The 18,617-nt window shown below is 62.6% G+C and carries 9 protein-coding genes and 5 pseudogenes; 3 read left to right on the top strand and 11 right to left on the bottom strand.

Translation table 11 applies throughout. The features are described from left to right. Nucleotides 1-2: 2 nt before the first annotated feature. Nucleotides 3-703, top strand: a pseudogene (locus tag X744_RS03725) (IS21 family transposase); the annotation flags it as partial. Nucleotides 704-734: 31 nt separating this feature from the next. Here the strand turns inward: X744_RS03725 and X744_RS143155 are convergent. The 8 genes and pseudogenes from X744_RS143155 to X744_RS143185 form a co-directional block, all read right to left on the bottom strand. Then, a complete protein-coding gene (locus tag X744_RS143155; protein ID WP_023762328.1) occupies nucleotides 735-2,210 on the bottom strand; it encodes a recombinase family protein in 1,476 nt (491 codons plus the stop codon). 110 nt (nucleotides 2,211-2,320) lie between these two features. Further along, a pseudogene (locus X744_RS143160) lies at nucleotides 2,321-2,581 on the bottom strand (integrase core domain-containing protein); the annotation flags it as partial. A 282-nt stretch (nucleotides 2,582-2,863) separates the two neighbouring features. Continuing rightward, entirely contained in the window at nucleotides 2,864-4,501 is a 1,638-nt protein-coding gene (locus X744_RS143165) for an ABC transporter ATP-binding protein (RefSeq protein WP_023762325.1), read from the bottom strand. Between the two features lie 5 nt (nucleotides 4,502-4,506). Next, nucleotides 4,507-5,334, bottom strand: a complete 828-nt coding sequence (locus X744_RS143170) for an ABC transporter permease (RefSeq protein WP_023762324.1) — start codon at nucleotides 5,332-5,334, stop codon at nucleotides 4,507-4,509. Nucleotides 5,335-5,341: 7 nt separating this feature from the next. After that, nucleotides 5,342-6,298: an ABC transporter permease gene (locus X744_RS143175; protein WP_023762323.1), complete on the bottom strand. Its 957-nt coding sequence runs from the start codon at nucleotides 6,296-6,298 to the stop codon at nucleotides 5,342-5,344. After that, nucleotides 6,295-7,239 (bottom strand): MaoC family dehydratase N-terminal domain-containing protein, encoded by a 945-nt coding sequence (locus tag X744_RS1000000172715; RefSeq protein ID WP_023762322.1) that lies wholly within the window; start codon nucleotides 7,237-7,239, stop codon nucleotides 6,295-6,297. Before X744_RS1000000172715 ends, X744_RS143175 begins: the two co-directional genes overlap by 4 nt. Then, a complete protein-coding gene (locus X744_RS143180) occupies nucleotides 7,236-9,320 on the bottom strand; it encodes an acetate--CoA ligase family protein (protein ID WP_031261144.1) in 2,085 nt (694 codons plus the stop codon). Before X744_RS143180 ends, X744_RS1000000172715 begins: the two co-directional genes overlap by 4 nt. 126 nt (nucleotides 9,321-9,446) lie before the next feature. Continuing rightward, entirely contained in the window at nucleotides 9,447-11,018 is a 1,572-nt protein-coding gene (locus tag X744_RS143185; protein WP_031261142.1) for an ABC transporter substrate-binding protein, read from the bottom strand. Nucleotides 11,019-11,114: 96 nt separating this feature from the next. Here X744_RS143185 and X744_RS03765 point away from each other — a divergent pair, with 96 nt between their 5' ends. Continuing rightward, nucleotides 11,115-12,053, top strand: coding sequence for a LysR family transcriptional regulator (locus tag X744_RS03765; RefSeq protein ID WP_023762319.1), 939 nt, complete (start codon nucleotides 11,115-11,117; stop codon nucleotides 12,051-12,053). A gap of 957 nt (nucleotides 12,054-13,010) precedes the next feature. Here the strand turns inward: X744_RS03765 and X744_RS1000000172710 are convergent. The 3 genes and pseudogenes from X744_RS1000000172710 to X744_RS0138305 form a co-directional block, all read right to left on the bottom strand. Then, nucleotides 13,011-13,656: pseudogene (locus tag X744_RS1000000172710) on the bottom strand (pantoate--beta-alanine ligase); the annotation flags it as partial. A 287-nt stretch (nucleotides 13,657-13,943) separates the two neighbouring features. After that, a pseudogene (locus X744_RS01000000170275) lies at nucleotides 13,944-14,973 on the bottom strand (IS110 family transposase). Between the two features lie 163 nt (nucleotides 14,974-15,136). Continuing rightward, on the bottom strand, nucleotides 15,137-16,693 hold the full coding sequence (locus X744_RS0138305) for an ISL3 family transposase (RefSeq protein ID WP_031261141.1): 1,557 nt from the start codon (nucleotides 16,691-16,693) through the stop codon (nucleotides 15,137-15,139). Nucleotides 16,694-16,858: 165 nt separating this feature from the next. Here X744_RS0138305 and X744_RS1000000171130 point away from each other — a divergent pair. Continuing rightward, nucleotides 16,859-17,963 (top strand): annotated as a pseudogene (locus tag X744_RS1000000171130) (IS110 family transposase). Nucleotides 17,964-18,617 lie beyond the last annotated feature (654 nt).

The raw sequence follows: 18,617 nt of genomic DNA, 5'->3' as shown, positions 1-18,617 counted from the left end.
AGATGAGGCTTTTCATGAAGTTCCGGCAGACCAATACGACGGCCGTCGCGGCGGCGAAGGCGTCGATCAGCACGGCCACGGCCTATCGCATCGAGAACGATTTGAGGCTGCCCTCGCAAAAGAAGGTTCCGCGGCAACGGCGCCGGCCCGATCCGCTCGCGGAGATTTTCGACGCCGAGATCGTGCCGCTGCTGCGGGCGGCTCCCGGCATCCGGTCGATCGCCATCTTCGATGAGATGATCCGGCGTCATCCCGAGCTTGGAGCTGGCATTCGCCGCACGATCGAGCGCCGGGTCCGAGCCTGGCGCGCCGTCCATGGCGAGGAACAGGAGGTCATCTTCCGGCAGGTTCACGTACCCGGGCGCATGGGATTGTCGGATTTCACCGACATGGCAGCCGCCGGCGTCACGATCGCGGACCAGCCGCTCGATCACCGGCTCTACCATTTCCGGCTCGCCAATTCCGGCTTCGAGCATGCGCATGTCGTGCTCGGCGGCGAGAGTTTCGTCGCTCTGGCGGAAGGCCTGCAGAACGCGCTGTGGTCGCTCGGCGGGGCTCCCCGCGAGCATCGCAGCGACAGCCTGTCAGCGGTGTTCCGCAACCTGGACAAGGACCCCCGGGAGGACCTGACGCGCCGCTACGACGAACTGTGCGGCCACTACGGCATGACCCGTCCCGCAACAATCGGGGCATCGCGCATGAGAAGGGCTTAGGCTCATACTGCACCTCGTCAGCTATGTGATGACGGGATCGACCTGATAAACAAGTTTGTGAGCAAACTTCGCCGGCAGGTCCTGCGGCGGGATCTCGTAGAGGAAGTCGCCCCGATCGTTGACCGGGTGGGCACGCAGCAGGCCCCGCCGACGCCAGAGATGCACGGTGGAGATCACGACACCGTAGCGGGTCGCGACGTCCTCAGGGGTCAGCAGGCCCTGCGCGAGCAGGCGCGTACGCCGATCGGTAAGCTGATAGATATGGCGAAGCCGCCCGATACGTGCAGCGGTCCACGGGATCGTCACCACCGTGCGCACCCCGCGCTCGTTGAGGAGGTCGGCGATCTCTTTGTCGGTATAGGTGTCGATGAGTCGATCGATTTCCTGCACCACGGCGGCATCTGTCGTACGCAACACGACGCACGACTTCGGCAGCGGCAGATCGAGCGAACGCGTCGCGCCGCCGACGAAACGGATATCGACATGCACCGTGTCCCCCTTGGTGAGGGTCACGTCATCGATCAACAGGCGCAGCATGCGCTTCTTGTCCTTCATCTTCGTGCGCGGATCCCGCCAGAGGCGTGGGAAGTCGCTGGCAAGGGCCATCAATTCCGCCCGCTCCGTATCGTTAACGACACTGACGTCAGCCGCGGCGGATTTGTCGTATGCTTCCTGCGCGGCGGCAACCGCCCGTAACTTGGCGTTCCAATCCGCTTCCAGCACGTCAGCGACCAGGCGGTTGTCGGGATCGACCTTGAGGAAGCGACGTTGGGCGAGTTCGGCTTCGTACTTGGCCCGCTCCACATGCTGTCGGCGGAGCCGGTCGGCTTCCTCCTGGCGGGTTGCGAGTTCCTGCTGCACGCCCAGCGCCACTTCGATCGAGAGCGGCGTCATCGCCTCGATGAGGATTTCTCCGATCGCCGCATCGAGCGCGCCTCCATGTATCGTTTGGCACAGACCAATCTCGCCTCGGTGCATTGGGCGACGGCCGCACCAGTAGCTCGGTATCTCGCCCTTGCGATGAGAGTGATAGCGCACCGACATCCGTTCCCCGCAGGCACCGCAGATCACGAGCCCCTGCAGCAGGGCCGGCCCCTCCCGGGCGGGACCATGGTGCCGCTCCGAACTCCACGCAAGCGCGTTGCCGTTCACCCGCTCCAGGTTCGACAGGTAGTCTTCCCAGCTAATGTAGCCCGGATGTGTATCGCGCAATAGGATCCAATCCTCGCTCGGGACCTGCCGGGAAGAGTATTTGCCATTCGGCAAACGCCGGTTCTTGGTGCGGCCGAAGACGAAGGCGCCGGCATAGCGGGGGTTGTGGATGATCTGTCGCGCGCGACAATGCAGGAGTTCCGTCCAGACCAGCTCACCCTTGTGGGCGCCGCTTCTCAGGCGGCGCGGGAAGACCAGATCCTTCGCGTGGAACTCCTTGACCACCGCCAAATAGGAACCGGTGCGTCTGAAGGTATCGAAGAACAGTCGCACCGCCGCCTGCACTTGGGCGTCCGGATCCAGGATGACGCAATCGCGGACGTCATGGACGAAGCCGACCGGGACTGGAGTGCACCCCCAGACTGAGACAAGGAAAATCGCGGACACCTCCCGTGTTAAGCTATGCAGCCTTTTCCATCTGTCGCCCGCGTGAATGCTTCTGTTCGTATTCCTCCGGACTGAGGTAGTCGAGCGCCGAATGAATGCAGGCGCAGCGTGTTGTAAACGGTCTCTATGAAAGCACCGATGTGCTTGCGGGCATCATCTGCATCCTCATAGGCGAGACCTTGCACCTCTTCCTGTTTCAGGGTTTTCATGAAGCTCTCCGCCTTCGCATTGTCGTAAGGATTGCCGACACGGCTCATGCTTGCCTGGATGCCGCGGCGATGCAGAAGTTCGGAGTAGGCCCCGCACGCGTATTGGGCGGATTCAACCGGTCGTCGCAACACTTGCGATCATATCCTGTTTCAGTAGCGGTCGAGTGCCTCCGCTGGCGTTCGCCATCCGAGCGTCTTTCGTGGCCTGGCATTCAGGGCCCAGGTGGTTCCAGGCGAGCCCATTCGGGCACGCGAACTGACGAACCGGCTCTGGACAGAGTTCGGCCTCGATGTCCATCCCAGAAAAATCGAGCGTGCGCTCGGCGTAAAGCCGGGCTAGGCCTACGTATTAACCGCCATCGTGTTCTTTGCTGTCAGCCGTGTCAGCCAGTCTGGGTCCATTTCGGGGACAGAAGACAAGAGCAAGCCCGTGTACGGATGATGCGGCGGCCGGAACATCTCGTCCTTGGGGCCTTTCTCAACGACCTTGCCTTCCTTCATGACCACTACCTCATCGGCGATCGCACGAACGGTCGCGAGGTCGTGGGTGATGAACATGTAGGTGAGGTCGCGTTCGCGCTGCAGTCGCACCAGGAGCTTTAGCACGCTCTCGGCGACAAGCTGGTCGAGCGAACTCGTCACCTCGTCGCAAATCACGAGCTGCGGGTCGGCGGCGAGTGCGCGAGCAATGCCGACGCGCTGCTTCTGGCCGCCCGACAGTTCCGACGGCAGACGATCGATGTAGATGTCCGGATCGAGCTCCATGTCCTGCAAAAGCTGGCGCGTGCGCGCCTCCAACGCCTTGCCTTTTAGCCCGAGATAGAAACTAATCGGCCGTCCAACGATCTCACGCACCCGCTGGCGCGGATTGAGCGCGGTGTCGGCCATCTGGTAGATCATCTGCACCTGCCTGAGATCGGCCTTTGTACGCTCGCGGTAGCTGGGCGGCAGCGTCTTTCCGGCGAGCTCGACGCAGCCGGCCTTCGCCGGGAGCAGCCCCATGAGAACTTTGGCGAGCGTGGATTTCCCCGACCCGGATTCGCCGACCACTGCGACCGTTCGCCCCTTTGGCAGCACGAACGATACATCAGACAGCACTTTTACCGCTCCATAGGCGGCATCCACGGATTCAATTCTGACCAGCGGCGGCGGCGGTTCCGCGTCGGGCCGCGACGGCGCTCGGAAGCTGCGCACCGCCCAAAGTGACTTGGTGTAGTCGTGCCGAGGGCTTGACAGCATAGTGCGCGTCGGCGCCTCCTCGACGGTTTCACCGTTGCGCAACACCATGATTTTGTCGGCCATCTGTGCCACCACGGCAAGGTCGTGGCTAACATAGATGGCCGCCGTGCCGAGCGATTGCACCGCGTCGCGGATCGCCGACAGCACTTCAATCTGGGTCGTGACGTCGAGCGCGGTCGTCGGCTCGTCGAAGATGATCAGGTCGGGTCGGCAGGCCATGGCCATGGCCGTCATCGCTCGCTGCAACTGTCCGCCTGAGACCTGGTGCGGATAGCGGAAGCCGATCTCGTCGGGATTTGGCAACTGAAGCTTCCGGTAGAGCTCGATCGCGTTGGCTTCCGCCTCCGCGCGGGTCATCAGGCCGCGCAGAACAGGAAATTCGCCATGCTGGTCGATCAGGCGGAACGCCGGGTTGAAGCTCGCGGCCGCCGATTGGGCCACATAGGCGATCCGCGATGAGCGCATCCCCAGTCGCACCTTGCGCGGCGCGCCGATCAGCTCGATGCCGTCGAACAGCACACTGCCGCCGGCAAAGCGGCAGCCGTCGCGCACAAAGCCCATGGCGGCGAGCCCGATGGTGGATTTGCCCGCGCCCGACTCGCCGATCAGGCCGAACACCTCGCCGCGCTTGACCGTCAGGTCGACGCCCTTGACGATGGGCGTCCAGGCATCCTGCGCCTTGCCTTCGATGCGCAGGCCGCGGATCGTCAGAAGAGGAGCGTTGGATGAATCCGATATCAAATCGCTCAGTCCTTTATCCCGCTGACCTTGTGGAGAATCCAGTCGACCACGAAATTGACGGCGACCGTGATCAGCGCGATCGCCGCGGCGGGCAGCAGCGGCGTGATGTCGCCGAAGGTGATCAGCGTCGCGTTTTCCCGCACCATCGAACCCCAGTCGGCCAGCGGCGGCTGGATGCCGAGGCCGAGGAAAGAGAGCGAGGCGATGGTCAGGAACACGAAGCAGAAGCGCATGCCGAACTCCGCCACCAGCGGCGCCGCCGCGTTCGGCAGGATCTCGCGGCGCATGATCCACAGCAGCCCCTCGCCACGCACCCGCGCCGCCTCGACGAAATCCATCGCCACGATGCCGAGCGCCACCGCTCGCGCCAGCCGGAACACGCGCGTGGAATCGAGGATGGCGATGACCGCGATCAGCGTGCCGACGCCGGTGCCGAAGATCGTCAGCAGGAGCAGTATGAAGATCAGTCCCGGCACGGCCATGATAATGTCGACGAACCGCGACAGAGCCTGGTCGACCATGCCGCCTAGCGTGGCCGCCAGCAGGCCCGCGACTGTGCCGATCGCGAAAGCCAGCGCCGTCGCGAAGAAGGCGATGGCGAGCGTGTTGCGCGCACCGAAGATGAGCCGGCTCAACATGTCCCGGCCGAGATTGTCAGTGCCCAGCCAATGCTCGGCTGACCATTGCAGGTACTGACCGCCGACGACCGCGCGCTCGCTGTAGGGCGCAAGCATTGGGGCAAATATGGCTACCAGGACATAGATCGTGATAATTGCGACGCCGAACACCGCTGTCGGCGGCATGCCCTTCAAGGTGCGTGTCAGCGTCGTCATCCCGGCCTCACTTCGCATGCATCAGGCGAGGATTGGAAACGATTGATACGATGTCGGCGAAGAGATTGAGCAGGATGTAGGTGATCGAGACGATGAGGCAGATGGCCTGCACCACCGGCAAGTCACGCTTCGACACCGAATCCACCAGCAGCCGGCCGACGCCGGGATAGACGAACACGACCTCAACGATAACCACGCCGGTGATGAGATAGGCGAGGTTCAGAACGACGACGTTGACGATCGGCGCCAGAGCATTGCGCAGCGCGTGCACCATGACGACTCGCCCCGGTGACGCGCCCTTGAGGCGGGCCATTTCGATGTAGGGCAGACTGAACAGGTTGATGAGGGCGGCGCGCGTCATGCGCATGATATGCGCCGTGATTGCCAGCGTCAGCGCCAGGGCGGGCAGGAAGGAGCGGTAGACACGTTCGGCCAAGTCAGTACTCGGCGTGATGTTCGAGATCGACGGAAACAGGCCGAGCTTCACCGACAGGAACAGGGTGAGGATATAGGCGACGAAGAACTCGGGAAACGAGATCGCAGTCAGCGTGAAGATGCCGGCCGCCCTGTCGAAGAACGAATTGCGCAGGAGTGCGGCCATGATACCGAGCATCAGCGCCAGCGGAACGGCGATGATGCCCGCGAAGGCGGCGAGGAACAGCGTATTGCCGAGCCGCCCGGTGATCAGTTGCAAGACCGGCCGCCCGTTGGCGATGGACGTGCCGAAATCGCCATGAGTTATGCCCTGCAGCCAGTGCGCGTAGCGGGTCATGGGTGGCTGGTCGAGGCCGAGATGGTGGCGAAGCGCCGTCACCGTCTCCGGCGTTGCGGACTGACCGAGGATTTCCTGCGCCGCGTCGCCCGGCAGCAATTCCACCGACCAGAAGATCAGGACCGAGACGATCAGAAGCGTGACGAAGCCGAGCGCCAGCCGCTGCAGGACGAGCCGAGTGATTTGCGTCATAGTCCTTTTGGCCTCATGAACGTGGCCTTGGCGCGCACCACCGCCACGCCGTCGCGCAGGCATTCCAGGTCGAGTTCCACCGTCCGGCCCTCCTCACGGTCGCCGAAGCCGCGAATCCTGCCGATATATGTCAGCACATCTCCCGGCCAGACGGTATCCAGAAAGCGGGCGCGGATGGCTCTCACATTCTCCGGTCCCAGCCAATGGGCGGCATAGGCGCCGAGCACGCCGGCATGGTGCATGCCGACGGAGATAAATTCTGGCAGCCCCTGTGCCCGCGCCGCCAACGTATCATGGTGACCTGGCGAGTCTTCGCCGGACGCGCATTGATAGCGGACCATCTCGGTCAGCGTCAGGCCCGGAACGGCAACTTCGCCAGGGCAGTCGCCGATTCCAAGCGTCGTTTTCGCGGCGTGAATTTGGTCGAGTTCGATCCGGGCCTCGCCGCGCCGGAGCCAGGGGCGCTCGCGCACCGTTCCAGCGGCGGCGAGCCCCGGAGGCCGGTCCGTTCGAATGGAAGTTGGCATCCAGCGCGCCACCAGGCGCCCGTCTGTCGCATCGCGGAAGTCGGTCTTCATCACGAAGAATTCGAGCCTGCCGGATCGGCCCTCCTTGAAGAAATGATCGACGACCTCAGTCGAGGCGATCAAGCTGTCGCCGGCCCGCGGGGGCGGGCCGAAGAACTCGAAGGACTGCTCGCCATCGGTCGTGCCGCGCGCGTCGATCGCGGCGAGCGCCGATCCGGCCGGCGGCCGCTCGAGGATATAGCCCCAATGATAGCCGGCCATGACCAGGAAGGTCGGCGGCACGACCGCGTCACGCGCCTCCATCCAGGCCGGATGCGACGAATAGAGGCTGCGCGCGAACTGCCTTATGGCGCCGCGCTCGATCGGCAGCTCGAAATCCGGGCCGCGCACGCCGATGATAGAATCGTTGCTCATGCCGTCGCCCTCGTCTCAATCAGCGCGTCGACGGCGACCGCATCGCCCTCCCGCGTCACGATCACCGGATTGATGTCCAGCGAAACGAGCGTGTGCCGGTTGGTCACCGCATAGACGGCGACCGCCTCGGCGATGTCGGCCAGCCGTTTTCTAGCTTGCTCAGACAGGCCAGCGGCCGTCCGCAGACCGGCTATCGCCGCTTCGATCATCGCCCGCGTCGCCGGCAAAAGCAGGACCGCCGAATCCTTCAGATGCTCGACATTGACGCCGCCGGCGCCGATCACCAGCGCATGGCCGTAGATGCGGCTTGCCTTGACGCCGACGATGATCTCGGCCGCCACCCCCGAAACCATTTTCTCGATAAGGAAGCCGTCCGGCTCGATGCCGGCCGCGCAGAGCGCCTGTTCCATCCGGTCCAGCGCGCCAGCCAACGCCGCGTCGTCCGCAAGGCCGACAGCAACGGCGCCTATCCTGTTCTTGTGCAGCAGAAGCGGCGAAACCGCCTTCAGCACCACGGGGAAACCGATCGCGGCGGCGGCGGCTGCCACCTCGTCTCGTACGACCATGCGCCGGGCGGGGAAAGGCAGGCCGGCGGCTTCGAGCGCCGCCTTGGAGCGCCATTCGTCGATGATTTGCGACTCACAGTCGGCGGTGACCGCCTCGGGAAGGCCGATATCGCCATCTGCAGCCGTCGCGAGGCGCTGGCTGTGACGGACCACCGCGGCGATGGCCGCGATTCCGTCTTCCAGCCCGTGCAGTGCGGCGATGCCGTTCTCCCGGCAGACGCGATGGGCGTTTTCGGAAATGGAGTCGGGCATGGTGGTGACCAGCGCCGAGGCAACGCCCGTGTCCCTCGCCGCCCGCACCCATGCCTTGAGGCTCGGCGAGCCGAGCGGTCCGTCTCCGCCGTCGGAGTTCATCACGCCGATGTCGTAGCCGTCCGCCAGCATGGTGCGGAAGCACTCGTAGAGCGCCGGCTCGTTCTCCAGCGAAAGCCCGACCATGCCGGTGTAGGCTGCATTGTGGTCGAGCGGATTCGAGACATGCGCGAACTCCGGCAGTTGCTTGCGCAGCGAGGCTGCGGTCGCCGCCGATGGCGCGGGCAGCGCCAGCCCCGCGTCCGCCGCCGCGTCGGCGAACAGCGCGCGGGAGGCGCCGCTTGCCGTCAGCACCGTCATACGGTTGCCCGTCAAGCGGCCGCGCCAGACGTTCATCGCCTTCAACGTCTCGAGAAGCTGCGGCAGCGTGTGGACGCGGGTGAAGCCGAGCCGGTCGCACAAGGCGTCGAACAGATGGTCGTCTCCGGCCATCGAGCCGGTGTGGGTGAGCGCCATCTCCGCCCCAAGCGCGCTGCGCCCGCTCTTCAGCACAACCACCGGCACTCCACGCGCCCTGGTAACTTTGGCGGCTTCTGACAGCTCTGCCACGTTGCCTGGCCCTTCAAGGAAGATGCCGATGGTGGTGATGCGCGGATCCTCGCCAAGCACCGCCAGCCAGTCGGCGACATCCAGCAGCGCCTGGTTGCCGGTGGACGCCACGACGGCGGCGCGCACCTGGCGCCGGTCGCGCACGAAGGCATAGGCGATGCCGCCGGACTGCGAGATGATGGCCGCGCCGCTCTCCACTGCGTAAGGCTCGTGGTCGTTCATGGGCCACAGCGCCAACCGGTCGAGCCGGTTGAGCAGGCCGTTGGAGTTGGGGCCGACGATCGCCAGATCGCCCGCGACGGCGACAAGCTTGCCCTGCAGCGACTTGCCGTTTTCGCCCATCTCTCCGAAGCCGGCGGCGAAGCACACCGCGCCGCCGGCTTCGCGCCGCGCCAGCGCCGCCACGGCCTCGATGGTCAGGTGCCGATTGACGTTCAGGAAGGCAGCGTCGGGCGCGTCGGGCAGGTCGTCGATGGTCGGAACGCAATCGATCCCGGCGATCTCGGCATGCGACGGATTGACGATGTCGATCCTGCCCTCGAAGCCGGCGTGCCGTAGCATCTCGACCGATGGCGCAAGCGTGCGCCCGCCAATTAGAGCAACGGACCGCGGCTTCAGCAGACGGCGAAGGTTAAGCCGTCGTTTCTCGTTCATGCAATATGCTCCTCGTCGCCAAAGCTAAGCCCCCCCGCGCTCGGGCGGCGGCCAAATGGCGAGGTTCTCTAGTCGGAAATCAGGCGCAACGGCCAGCCGCAACCGAGCTGACCGTTGCTCTGGCGATCAGGCAAACCACCAGCGCTCGCCGCATTTTGCGCCGTCCAGCGCAGAAACCGAACTCAGACGCGGACCGTGCGAGAGTTGCGCCCGGCGAACCCAGACATAATTGGCGTACATCGGGATGATGACGCCGCCATCGTCCGACACCAGGCGCTGCATCTCACCATACATCTGCTTGCGCTTGGCGTCGTCCAGTTCGCTGCGTGCTTCCAGCATCAGCTTGTTGAACTTGGGGTTCTTCCAGTGCGTGTCGTTCCACGGCGCGTCGGCGGCATAGACTTGGCTGAACATCCAGTCCTCGGTGGGGCGCCCCTGCCAAAAGCACATGACGAAGGGCTTCTTGGTCCAGACATTCGACCAGTAGCCGTCGTTCGGCTCGCGGACGACATTGACGTTGATGCCGGCCTTCGAGGCCTGCTCGCTGAATAGGACGGCGGTGTTCAGCGCGCCTGTGAATGCCGCGTCGGCGGCATGCAGGTCGACCTTCAGGCCGTCGGCGTTGGCCTTCTTCAGATGGAATCTGGCCTTTTCGGGATCGTAGGGGCGCGCGGCCAAGTCCGCGTCGTAGTAGCGGTTCGCGGGCGCGATCGGCTGGTCGTTGGCGACCCTTCCGTGTCCGTAGAGGATCTTCTTGACCATTTCCTCGCGGTCGATCGCATATTTGAGCGCCAACCGCACGTCGACATTGTCGAACGGCGCGGTGTCGGTGAACATCGGCATGGTGTAGTGCTGGGTGCCGACTACTTCCTCCACCACCACGTCCGAGCGCGCCTTCAGCCGCTCGACGGTCGCGATGTCGGCGTCGCTGATAACGTCGACTTCGCCGGTGAGCACCGCATTCATGCGTGCCGCCACGTCGTCGATGCCGATGATCTCGACTTCATCGAACCAGGCGGCATTGTTCTTCCAGTAGTCGCCCCGGCGAGTCAGAAGCGCCCGGTAGCCGACCTCGTATTCGGTCAGCGTGTAGCCGCCGGTGCCGATATGGGCATTCCAGTTGACCTTCCCGTTGTCTGCGCAGCCGATCACCAGATGGTAGTACGTGAGCAGATAGGCGAAGTCGGCGTTGCCACCGCTGAGTTCGATGACGACCGTGTTCGGCCCGTCGCTCTTGATGTCGGCGATGCCCGCGACGATCGGCTTGGCCGAGGACTTCGAGTTCGGCCCGCGATGGTGGTTGATCGAGGCCACCACGTCGTCGGCCGTCAGGGTCTTGCCGTTGGAGAAGGTCACGCCGGAGCGCAGCTTGAAAGTCCAGGTCTTGGCATCCGGCGCGGCCTCGAAGCTCTCGGCCAATTCCGGCTTGAGCACGCCATCGGAGCCAATCTCGACCAGATTGTTGTAGATGCAGCAGAAGCCGCCCAGTCCCATGATCGCGCTCACGCCCCAGGTGGCAGGGTCCCAGCTTTCCGAGGCATTGGTGCCGCTGGCGCCGATCCTCAGCCGCCCTCCGCGCTTAGGATCAGCGTGAGCTTGACCTCCACCAAGCGGCAACAGCGCAGCACCGGCGCCCAGCGCCGCCGCCATCCGCCCGAACTGGCGCCGTGAGATAGCGGCTTGGAAATTTTGAGCCATGGTCTTGTCCTCCCTTGGAACTAGAAAAGCACATCTCAGCTATCTTGACTAATATGATCTTGGACGTACGATATTATCATTTGATATAGGTTGGCGATGCTCGGATTCCGTGAAATTGAGGCCTTCCGGGCCGTGATGATGAGCGGTTCAATCTCGGCCGCCGCCCGGATGCTCAACACCTCTCAACCCAACGTCACGCGACTGATCGCCGTGTTGCAACGCCGCGTTTCCTACCCGCTTTTCATCCGTCATGGCCGCGGCGTCACGCCGACGCCGGAGGCCGGAATGCTGTTCGCCGAGGTCGACCGCTCGTTCAATGGCCTAAAGGAGATCGAACGCGCCGCGCAGGAGATCGGTGAATACAAAGGCACCCAGATCACACTCGGCACCGTGCCGGCTGCCGTTTCGCAGGTCATACCGAAAGCGGTCAGCGCGTGGCAGAAAGCGTTTGGCGACATTTCGATCACTGTGGAATTGCGCGGCACGCAGCGCATCTTTCATTGGGTCCGCACTCGCCGTTTCGACCTCGGCCTGGTGAGCCCGCTCAGTGACATGCAAGACATCAATGTCGTGGCGCGGTGGCGATTGCCCTATGTCGCGCTGGGGGCGCCCCGCCACACAGGCCTCGGCGAAACCGGCAAGGTGTTCGACATCGCCAACAGCGGCGACACACCGCTGATCGTGCCCGGCATGGGATACATGCTTGCCTTATGCGAGGACACGCTGCTCGCCCGTATGATCCAGGAGAAAAGCAGCGTCGACGGCCACATTTCTCTCACTGCGGCCCATCTGGCGATTGCGGGATTGGGCATCGCGCTGGTCGATCCCTTTACCGCCCACTATTTCGAGGGCGCCTTTGATGCCGAGGTCAGGCCGTTGAAGAATGCTCCGCTCTTCGATCTGGTGCTGATCGCGCCCCCCGAGCAAGCGCGCTCGCGTGCTTCGGTGCGTCTTGGTGAGATGCTTGTTTCCGCGATTGAGGACGTCATCAGCTCCTGCCCTTGGAATTCGGCAGGCAACCGGCAAACCGCATAAAGCAACTGGCCTGCCGGGGGCCGAAGAACAAACATGACGTAATCGCGGGAGCGGTGGCCACCTCAGACGTGGCGGCGATGTTCGAACCTCTAGCCGGCTGGCTATCCCGATAGGATGAAGAACGGGCTCCGATTCGGGCCCAGGCATCGAACGGAGGACAGCCATGGAGCGGTATATCGGTCTCGACGGTGCGCCATGGCGGCGCCGGAGGTGAACATGGAATAGCCACCTCTCAAGCTTGCTGATTTTCGACCGGCGGCTGCAATGCCGCCCCGCCTGCAGGAGCGCGGGCGGAAGGGGCCGAGAAGCTCGACCGGGCGTCGCCGGTTGGGTGTCAGAAGCAGATCGGCCTGAACTGTACCGGGTGCAGACCATCGACCGCAGGCCGGGCTACCACAGTGTCTATGGCGAGATAACGAAGCGAGCGCCGGAAGCCTCGGATTCAACCGTTGACGCCTCCAAATCGTGCTGTTGGCATGGGAGGTAAGAAGCGATCAGTCGCGGTCGGCTGGTCTATCTCCCCTGCGGGGCGCGTCAAAAGCGCCCAAGACGGACGGGGGAGCGCTCATGGCGCTGTCTTCCGCATCGCCTGGGGTAAAGCTCACCGCCTACGGGCATCAAGGTCGGAAATCGGAACACGGGAACTTGGACTGTCTGCCCAGTATGGCACTGGGCTAGCCGAGACGGCCGGAGATAGACGGCACCAAGGGCGGAGCTTCCGTAGTAGTCGGAGCGCGGGAAAGCCGTGCACAGGGCGGAGCTTCTCACGACGACTTACAGGGGAGCATGAGGAACTGTGGGGCAGTCACGCTGCGGCAAAACGGGCACTTTCTGTGGCGCGGTTCCGGCCCGTTCAGAGAACCTCCGCCACCAACCGCCCCACAGTTCCTCATGCTCTCCCAGTGGCGACAGGCCATGGTCTGCTCGTATCGAGATACTCGAATTGGTCGTAACCGGCAGGATCGCTTGCCTGGCCTCGGCAAGCACAAGCTCCGCCGGCGCCCCCGCCGACAGCGCTCGGCCGAGGTGGGGAGGATTTTGGGGAGCTTGGGCGCCGCTAACCTCTGTTCGGCCGAGAGCCTGACATTGCGCGACGACATTGCTAGGCCGTCGGCTTGACGCACCGTCGGATTGCGACGATCTCGATTGGATGTCGAGATCGCGGACGAGCCGGCGAACGACGTGCAGTTGCTAGAAATCCTTCTCGCCGAAGAAGGCGAGATCGGCACGCGTCTGCAGAAAGAGCTTGACGACGGTTGCCACGCGTCGAAATGGCCGGGACAGAACGCGCCGCACAGGCCATCGCTCACCCCACCCGCCGACACCATGGTGGCGAACCCTTCCGGATAGACGTCCGCTGCATTTGGCGCGTAGAGCAGATGAGCGCCGAGCGGCGCGAGCTTGGCGGTATTGTCATGCTCAGTGCGCGGGTAGGCCGCGAGATCGGCCGCGCGGCCTTGGCGAGCGTGGCACGCATCAAGCTCAGATGGCCTTCATGCAAGGCACCCATAGTCGGCACGACAGCGACCTTCAGGCCATTCTGACGCCATCCGGCCACAGCTATGCGCAACTCGGCGACGGTTCGTGCGATCGGGATGCTCATGCGCCTTCTCCACGATTGACCGTCCTTGGCGCATCGCCGAACAGATGTGAATCGGCCCTTTAATTGCGGGTGATTGTCAATCCGAGTTTCGCTCTGTCATCGCCGGGGTCATGGTCCTTTCCGAGGTCGAATGCCTCATGATGATGTTCGGGTTGGGCGCCTCAACGTGTGCAACGAAGTTCGAAGTCGACGTCAGCCGATTCAACGAGGTCACCACAACCACCGTCCCGGCGGGGACATCACGGGTTTCGGAAGCGGACCCGCGATTGGGATCGAGCGCGGATCTGTCACGCCATCTTTTCGCCGCCCCACTCAAAGCTGGTGCCAGTCAACCCAGAGGCAGTGGAGCAGAACCGCGATCTTGCGAGCAACCGCCACTTTCGCCTTTTTCATGCCGATCCGCTTCGACAGGCGAACGCCCCACGCCTTCAGCGTCGACCATTTCTTTGTCCGGTGCATGAGGACGCTGGCCGCTTCGTATAAATAGGTCCGCAACAGCCGATCTCCCCAGCGTGAGACACGGCTGTTGACATCTGTTTCCCCAGATTGTTTTCGCCGCGGTGTCAGACCAAGGTAGGCGCCGACGTCACTGGCCGAGGAAAAGCGCGAAGGATCATCGATCGTGTGGCGGTAGGTCAACGCCGTCACGACGCCGACGCCAGGAACCGTCATAAGCCGGCGCGTGGTGTCATCCTCACGAGCAAGGCGTCGTACCTGCCGCTCCAGCTTTTCCTGTTCCCTGCAGGCCTGTTCATGGACGGTCAGAAGCGGCTCGATCACGGATCGAAGCTGATGCCCGTCGACAACCAACGCCTCGACCTTTCGCCGAAACTGCGCACCGATTGAGCGACTGAACTGCAGCCCGTACTCTTTCAGCATTGACCGAACTTGGTTCTCGAGATCGCGGCGGATGGCGATAAGTCGCGATCGCGCCACCAGGAGGGATCGGGTTGCCTGGCTCTCCGTGCTTTTGACCTTGACCTCCCGATACCAGCCGACGCGAACCAGCTCGGCCAGGCCGCGGGCATCGTTCTCATCACTTTTGTTCATTCGAACTGAAAGTGCCGCCTTCGCATGTCGAGCATCAATGCAGATAACCGGCATTCCGACCCGTTTAAGCTCATGCCAGAGCCAGCTGGACATGGCGCCCGTCTCGAATCCGATGCGCTCGGCGTGAGGTGCGCGTTTGCGGAGTAACTCGGTCAGTGCTCCCGGATCGGACTTCACTTTTCCTTGGAAGACAGATCTTCCAGCATCATCGACGACGCAAACACTGGTCTCTCGCTGCGACACATCTAATCCGACATATTGCTTCACTGCGGCCTCCTCGATCTCAATGGTCGGCGGCTTTTGCCGTCAGCCGAATCTTCGTTCAAAGGAGCGACGGCAGCAATTACGTCATCGTGTGCAAAATTGACCCCATAAGCCGGGGAATCGGCGTCCAATTTTGGGTCTGACGCACTCTCGATGATATTTTGTTTCAGGCAGCACCGATCAAACGTGCTTGGAGAAGATCAAGCTTTCCGCGGCCGTACATCTGCCGTTTTACAAGCTTGAGCTTGGTGATCTGTCCTTCCGTCTGCCCGTTGGACCATGGCTCGGTGATCGCGGCGCGGACGGCAGCACGGTCGCGAATGATGCCATTGGCGAAAGACGCAATGAGGCTTTTGCTGGCGTCGGCGATCCACGGCTCGAGCTCATCGGCGACTTTCTTGCGGATCATGGAATGGAAACCAGCGATCAGATTGCGTGCTTCCACCAGCATGGGCACACCCGCCTCGATGACGGCGATCATCACCGTGTCGGTTTTGTTCAGATGATCGCGCGCCGTCGTCATTAACCGTGCGATCGTTCTGGCTGATGGCACCTTGTGGAGTTGCTGATCGGATGCCTGTTCGGCGCGTCGTCGTCGCCTTGCCCATTCGCTGACGACACCCAGACGTCCCCGAAAGCCCTTTGTCTTCAGCCGTCGCCAAAGCTCGCTTGCATTGTGGCAACCAGATTTCCATTGCCCGTCCAGGAAGGGCAGCCAGGCTTCGAGTGAACTCTGGCGGGCGCGGAAAATATCGGTCCGCTGGCCACGGACCACCTGACGGACCAGCTTACGGCTGTGGCCGGTGCGACGCACGATCTCCTTGATGGGGATGTCTTCGCTGGCAAGTTTCATGATTGCCGCATTTGTCTCCTCGCGCCGCAGATAGCCTTCGTATTGCCGCTTCTCCGCGTAGGTGAGCAGATCGGGATTGACCGTCGTAGCGCCGATCGCAGTTCGGATTGTCCGCATCGACTTGCGGACGGCGTCGAGGAAAGCCGCACTCGCATTCTCCATGAGATGCCAGCGGTCGGCGACCTGAACCGCTTCGGGCAACGCCTTCGCGGTCGCTTCACCGTAACCGCCGCCGCGGTCGCGCGAGACGGTTTCGATCTGAGGATGGTCGGCGAGCCAGGCCTCGACGGTGGCAACCTCACGATCAGGCAACAGCGTCACGATCCGCCGCCGCTCCAGATCACAGACGACCGTGCCGTAACGATGGCCGCGACGGAAGGCCCAATCATCAATGCCGACAACTTTGAGAGGATCTGTTTGCAAACAGGCCCGTCGCCGCACCACCCGCAGCAGCGTGTCATTACTGACCGGGACCATCAGCCGCTTCGCAAAACTGGCCGCCGGCCGGCCGCCGAGCGCCAGCCCAAGATGATGAACGATACACTCCAATCGCGAGGTCCGGCGGGATCGCTCGGCGGCAACGCAGTCGTCAAAGCGTTCAGCGAAGATTCGTCGACGACACAATGGCGCATCGCAGATAAAGCGGCGGGCAACGAGGTGAAGCTCTACCTTCATCCCGGTACAGGGAAGATCCGAAACTCGTCGAAGATAGCGGCTATGGATCCGGTGCGACACTCTGCGGCAAAGAGGGCAAGGTCGCGCTGGCGCCCCTGAGCGGGCGGTAACGGCAATCACTCCTTCGCTCTCGGCGATGGCCTCGACGGCTAATCCCTCCGGGATCAACGACGACAAACGCAAATTTCTCACCATGGTGCTGATTCCCCTCAGAAAACAGCACAACGCCAGCAGCGAAAATCATCAAATGTGAGTCAGAGCCAGTTTTGGAAACGATGACGTAATTGCTGCCGTCGCGCCTTTGAACGAAGACTTGGCTGACGGCAAAAGCCGCCGACCATTGAGATCAAGGAGGCCGCAGTGAAGCAATATGTCGGACTGGATGTGTCGCAGAGGGAGACAAGCGTCTGCGTGGTCGACGATAGTGGAAAGACGGTGTTCCAGGGAAAGGCAAAGTCCGATCCAGGAGCCTTGACGGAGCTGCTGCATAAACGTGCGCCTCACGCTGAGCGCATCGGATTTGAGACTGGTGCCATGTCCAGCTGGCTCTGGCACGAGCTGAAAAGGGTCGGACTGCCGGTCGTCTGCCTTGATGCTCGGCATGCAAAGGCAGCGCTTTCAGTCCGAATGAACAAGAGCGATGAGAACGACGCCCGCGGCCTGGCCGAACTGGTTCGCGTCGGCTGGTATCGGGAAGTGAAGGTCAAGAGCGCAGAGAGTCAGGCCACCCGGTCCATGCTCGCAGCACGGTCAAGGCTTGTCGAGATCCGTCGCGATCTCGAAAACCAGACACGGTCCATGCTGAAGGAATATGGGCTGCAGTTCAGTCGATCGATTGGTTCANCGTCGCGATCTCGAAAACCAGACACGGTCCATGCTGAAGGAATATGGGCTGCAGTTCAGTCGATCGATTGGTTCACAGTTCCGGCGAAAGGTTTGGGAACTGGTTGCTGAGGGCCATCCGCTTCGCCCTTTGGTTCAGGCGCTTCTGTCTGTCCATGAGCAGGTCTGCTGTGAACAGGAGAAACTTGATCGGCAGGTCCGGCATCTCGCTCGTGAAGACGAAACCACACGCCGGCTGATGACAGTCCCCGGCATCGGCGTGGTGACTGCGCTCACTTTCCGCCACACGATCGACGATCCCTCGCGCTTTCGCTCGGCCGCCAATGTGGGTGCCTATCTCGGCCTAACGCCGCGACGAAAGCAGTCCGGTGAAACGGATATCAATGGCCGCGTCTCACGCTGGGGCGATCGGCTGTTGCGAACCTACCTGTACGAGGCGGCCAGCGTGCTCCTGCACCGGACGAAGAAATGGTCCACCCTGAAAGCCTGGGGGATGCGTCTGTCAAGACGGATCGGTTTGAAGAAGGCAAAGGTGGCGGTCGCACGGAAGATTGCCGTTCTCCTTCATTGCATTTGGGTTGACGGCACCAGCTTTGAGTGGGGTAACGAAAAGATGGCTTAGTCGACTCCACCCCAAACGAGTTCTCGGGCCGCTATCAACGCGGAACTCGTGATGTCCCCGCCGGGACGGTGGTTGCGGCGACCTCGGTCAAACGGCTGACAGCAGTTTACCTGCATCTCGTTGGAAACGTTGAGGCGCCCGACCCGAACATCATCATGAGGCATTCGACCTCGGAAAGGACCATNAAGGACCATGACCCCGGCGATGGCAGTGCGAGATCCGGATTGACAACTACCCGCAATTAAAGGGCCGTTTGACAAACAGATGCTCGGCCGCTGGAAAGCGGTCAGTTCACTTAAACTGCAGGAGGGACCACGATGTTGGCACAGTCTTCCCTCCCCGCTTCGATCGAGCCGCCGCCATGATCATTTCCTCAACCGGCCCTCCCCGACATGGCCTGTCGTCGAGGCGCCAGATTGCACGACATCCAGATGGAACGCCTGCGATCCGATGTCGGAGTTACGACGTTCTGTCCGGCACGCGACGCGTGCCAGACGGGATAGCCAAGACAAATCAGCATTGGGCGTTTGGCACGCGTCTTGAACGCATCGCCTGGTCAATGGTCAGCGCTATGGCTCGCTCCGTCGAATCTTCGTAACGACAGTGCTAGCCGATAATATTCGTTCCGTGTGGCGCTGGTGCAAAAAAGGTGAT

The sequence above is a fragment of the Mesorhizobium sp. LNHC252B00 genome, assembly GCF_000502955.1.
Lineage (GTDB): Bacteria > Pseudomonadota > Alphaproteobacteria > Rhizobiales > Rhizobiaceae > Mesorhizobium.
The sequence above is the reverse complement of the archived record's forward strand: the minus strand, read 5'-3'. Positions and strand labels throughout refer to the sequence as shown.